Annotated in this window: 4 protein-coding genes; 1 reads left to right on the forward strand and 3 read right to left on the reverse strand. The window is 70.3% G+C overall.

The annotated features are described in order from the left end of the window. Positions 1 to 1,301, reverse strand: a 1,301-nt coding sequence (locus HG543_RS51890) for a serine/threonine-protein kinase (RefSeq protein WP_169352405.1), incomplete at its 3' end; no start/stop codon positions are given. A gap of 164 nt (positions 1,302 to 1,465) precedes the next feature. Between HG543_RS51890 and HG543_RS51895 the strand changes: the two genes are divergently transcribed. Next, entirely contained in the window at positions 1,466 to 2,464 is a 999-nt protein-coding gene (locus HG543_RS51895; RefSeq protein WP_169352406.1) for a hypothetical protein, read from the forward strand. 13 nt (positions 2,465 to 2,477) lie between these two features. Here HG543_RS51895 and rapZ read toward each other — a convergent pair whose 3' ends face one another. Further along, complete coding sequence (gene rapZ / locus HG543_RS51900) at positions 2,478 to 3,341, reverse strand: RNase adapter RapZ (RefSeq protein ID WP_169352407.1); 864 nt, start codon at positions 3,339 to 3,341, stop codon at positions 2,478 to 2,480. Then, positions 3,338 to 4,303: an HPr(Ser) kinase/phosphatase gene (hprK, locus tag HG543_RS51905; RefSeq protein ID WP_169352408.1), complete on the reverse strand. Its 966-nt coding sequence runs from the start codon at positions 4,301 to 4,303 to the stop codon at positions 3,338 to 3,340. The genes rapZ and hprK overlap by 4 nt, the downstream gene beginning before the upstream one ends. Between the last annotated feature and the right edge of the window lie 73 nt (positions 4,304 to 4,376).

Here is a 4,376-nt window from a genome sequence, read left to right on the forward strand (position 1 = left end):
CCGCCCACCCGCGCCGCCATGTCCGCCGCCACCGGGCTCCCCGTGGCCGCGAAGGCCGCCGCCACCCGCTGCCTCGCGGCCGGGCCCCAGCTCTCCGCCAGGAGCCCCTCCGCGCCCGCGCACACGCGCGACTGCCACGCCACCACCCCGCCCACCGACGCCACCAGCGCCGCCGCGGCCACCGCGCCCGCGCCCAGCCGCCGCCGCTTCGCCAGGTGCTGTTCCTGCGACAGCGCCTCCCGCAGCTCCGCCATGGAGGCGAAGCGGCCATCCGGCTCCAGCGCCAGGCCGCGCATCACCGCGCGCCGCACCCACGTGGGCACCTTCGTGTCGCGTGGGGGCTCGTGGATGGGCGAGGGCACCTGCAGCGGTCTCGCCAGCGCCCGGGTCCCCTCCGGGTCCTCCGCCGAGGGGCGCGCCGACTTCGCCGCCTTCGACAGCGCGTCCGGGTCGAAGGGGCGCGTCCCGTAGAGCGCGCGGTACAGCGCGGAGCAGAAGCTGAACTGGTCCGAGCGCGCGTCCACCACCTCGCCGCGGAACTGCTCGGGCGACATGAAGGGCGGCGTGCCCATCACCGCGCCGGCCTGGGTCAGCGGCTCGTACAGCGGCGAGGCCAGCTCCGCTCCGGGCGGCAGGGCCTCCCGCTCCCCGTCCTCCCGCCACGGCGCGTCCACCGGCCGGGCCAGCCCGAAGTCGGTGACGAAGACGCGCCCGTCCCGGCCCACCAGCACGTTGGTGGGCTTGAAGTCTCGGTGCACCAGCCCCGCCGCGTGCGCCGCCTCCAGGCCGCGCCCCGCCGCCAGGTACGTCTCCAGCACCTCGCGCCACGAGCGCGGCTTCGCCTTGAGCCAGTCGCGCAGCGTGCCGCCCTCCACCAGCTCCATGGTGACGAAGACCTGCCCGTCCCACGTCCCCACCTCGAACACGGGGATGACGTTGGGATGGGAGATGCGCGCCATGGCCTGCGCTTCACGGAGCAGCCGCGTGCGCCCCGCCTCCAGGTCCGCGTCCGGCCCCGTCACGCGGAGCAGCTTCAGCGCCACCTTGCGGTCCAGGTCCGGGTCATAGGCCGCGTACACCACGCCCATGCCCCCCTGCCCCAGGAGCTTCAGCGGGATGAACCGGCCCACGCGCGCACCGAGCGGCGAGCCTCGCGCCTCGCCCCCGTCGCGGCCCGTGTGGTACCGCGACGTCCCTGGCGCGCTGGGCGGCGCGGCCCCCTCGCCACGAGAGCCCTTCAGCCGCGGCGCCGGGGCCGCGCCGTCCGCCCGCGAGCCCCCCGTGTCATCTCGGTCGACCATATGACCAATGTATCGGTCATTTCCCGAACTCCGTTCCTTCGAGCGTGTGCGGGTTTTCCCGTATCTGGTCAAGGATTGGACAGTGGCCTTCAACTTCTTCTGCAACAAGAAACAGGGCCCAATCGATAATGCGCGCAGGCGAAGAAATTCGGGGAGGGACCGCCATGCCCATCAATCTCAGCATCTTCTTCCGCCAGTCCTCATGGATGAAGGAGCAGCGGGGCACGCCCGAGGGGCGGGGCCTCACGCCAGCGCCGCGGCAGGCCGTCGCCCCCAGGCCGGTGGTGCGCTCCGATGTGTCGCCGGATGGACGGGACTCCTTCGAGGCCGGTCCGGCGATGCGGCGGGGCCTGCCCCAGCTCAACGGGCCGGGCCGGTCATGGTCCACCATCGAGTCCTCCCGGGGCCACCCCTCGCTCATGAACGAGGCGGCGCAGGCGCAGCGGAAGAATGGCTGGGCCATCGAGCAGGCCGCCGTCGCGCAGAGCACCCTGGAGGGAGGCTGCGGCGAGGCGAGCCTGGCCTTCATCCACGGGGCGAGCCTCGGGGCGGACGGCGTCCAGGGGCCCCAGCCGCAGGAGCCCACGCTGTTCCGGCCCAGCCCCTACGGCGTCGCCACGCAGGGGCTCATTCCCGGTCAGCCGCAGGTCAACCTGGACGACGGCACCACGGCCCAGGAGATGGGGGTGATGCTGGGCGGCATGGGCATCAACGTCACCCAGGGCCTGGAGACGTGTGATGCCGCGGCCATGAGCAACACCATGCGCAATGGCCAGTACATGATGGCGATGGTGGACTCCAACGCCCTGCTCAACGCGGCGCTCGGCCCGGACGAGCAGCTGCCCGTGCCCGGCGAGCTGCACTGGGTGACCATCGACGGCTTCAACTCCGGCGGGACGGCGGACCCCTCGGACGACATGTACCGCGTGAAGGACCCCGTCCACGGCGAGTACTGGGTGTCCGCGAAGGACTTCCAGCAGGCCGTGGAGCAGGGCAAGCAGCGCCACGGCGGCGGCGGCATCCTCACGCTGGAGAAGCGTCAGGACGCCGACACGCAGGAGGAGCGCGGCTGGCTGGCGCGGGAGAACGCCCAGCGCACGTCCCACTTCAGCAAGGCCGGCGGCCATGGCAGCCGCCGCCGGAGCATGGGCGAGTCCAGCTAGGGACTCGCGGCGGCTACTCCTTCTCGATGTCGCGGTCCCACAGCTGGACGCGGGTGTTCGCGTCCTGCAGGCGCTTCGTCAGCTCCGCGGCGATGGCCACCGAGCGGTGCTTGCCGCCCGTGCACCCCAGCGCCACCGTGAGGTACGCCTTCCCCTCCTTCTGGTAGCGCGGGAAGAGGAAGCGGCAGAGGTCCACGACCTTCTCGAGGAACTGCTGCGTCTCCTCGCGGTCCAGCACGTACGCGGCCACCTTCGGCACCTTGCCCGTCAGCCCCTTCAGCTCCGGGACGAAGTACGGGTTGGGCAAAAAGCGCACGTCCAGCACCAGGTCCGCCTGCGGCGGCACCCCGTACCGGTACCCGAAGGACATGATGGACAGGCTGGGCCCCGCCGCCGGCTCCGGGCTGAAGCGCGCCTGCACCATGCGCTTCAAGTCGTGCACGTTGAGCGCGGACGAGTCGATGACCTGGTCGGCCAGCTCGCGCAAATCCCGCAGCTCCTCGCGCTCCATCTTGATGCCTTCGGCGACGGTGCCGCTGGGCGCCAGGGGATGGCGGCGGCGCGTCTCGCTGAAGCGGCGCATGAGGCTGTCATCGCTGGAGTCCAGGAAGAGGACCTCCACCTGGTGGCCGGCGCGGCGGACCTCCGCCAGCATGCGCGGGGCGTCCTTGAGGAAGACGCCCTCCCGCACGTCCACCACCAGCGCCATGCGCTCGATGTTGCCGCCGCCGGCCAGCTCCGTGAGCTTGGGCAAGAGCAGCACCGGCAGGTTGTCGATGCAGAAGAACCCCGCATCTTCCAGCGCTCGGATGGCCGTGGACTTTCCGGAGCCGGACATGCCGGTGATGACGACGATTTGCTTCGCGGGCGCGGTCACTCGACCTCTTCTCCCAAGGTGCGGCGCATCGCTCCTTCGGCGATGGCCCTGTTGAGCCGCTCGGCGAACTCTCGCGCCGAGTGGTGACCCTGCAGCTTCAGCAACTGATTCCGGGCGGCCACCTCGATGATGGTCGCCATGTTACGGCCGGGGCGAACGGGGACGACCGACAGCGGAATGTCGACTCCCACAATCTGCAGGTGTTTGTCGTCCACACCCAAACGGTCGTACTCCTGCTGCGGGTCCCATTCCTGCAATTCAATGACTAATTCAATCTTCTTCTGCTCACGGACCGCGGCAACCCCGAAGAGGTCCTTGATGTTGATGATGCCCAGGCCGCGGATCTCCATGTGGTGCTTGATGACGGGGTTGCCGGCCCCGTAGACGGCGCCCTTGCGGCGGATGACGTCCACGATGTCGTCCGCGACGAGGCGGTGGGCGCGCATCACCAGGTCCAGGGCAATCTCGCTCTTGCCGATGCCGCTCTTGCCCAACAGCAGGATGCCCACGCCGAACACGTCCATCAGCACCCCGTGCAGGCTGCTGGACTCGGTGAGCGCCTCCTCCAGGAAGGTCTGCACGCGCATGATGAACTCGCTGGACAACAACGGCGTCTTCATCAGCGCCAGGCCCGAGTTCTCACACGCGGACACGAGGGCGGAGGGGATGTCCAGCTCCTTGGTCACCACCACGCACGCCAGGTCCTCCTCGCCGAAGAGCTTGGCGAGCGACTCGCGCTGGCGCTCCTCGGGCAGCGTGCGCAGGTAGGAGATTTCGGTGTTGCCGAACACCTGGACGCGGTGGGGGTGGAGGTGCTCGGTGAAGCCCGCCAGCGCCAGGCCCGGCTTCTGGATGCGCGACGAGTCGACGGTGCGCGACAGGCCACCACCTCCGGCGACCAGCGTCAGGCGCAGGTCGTAGTCGCGGTCCTCCAGGAGCTGGGAAATGCGGATGGATTTCATCGTCAGGACGTGGATATCACCGGAGCGCCCTTTTGAGGTGCCCGCAGACAGTGCCCCCCGTCCCGCCACCCAC

The sequence above is a fragment of the Pyxidicoccus fallax genome, assembly GCF_012933655.1.
GTDB lineage: Bacteria > Myxococcota > Myxococcia > Myxococcales > Myxococcaceae > Myxococcus > Myxococcus fallax.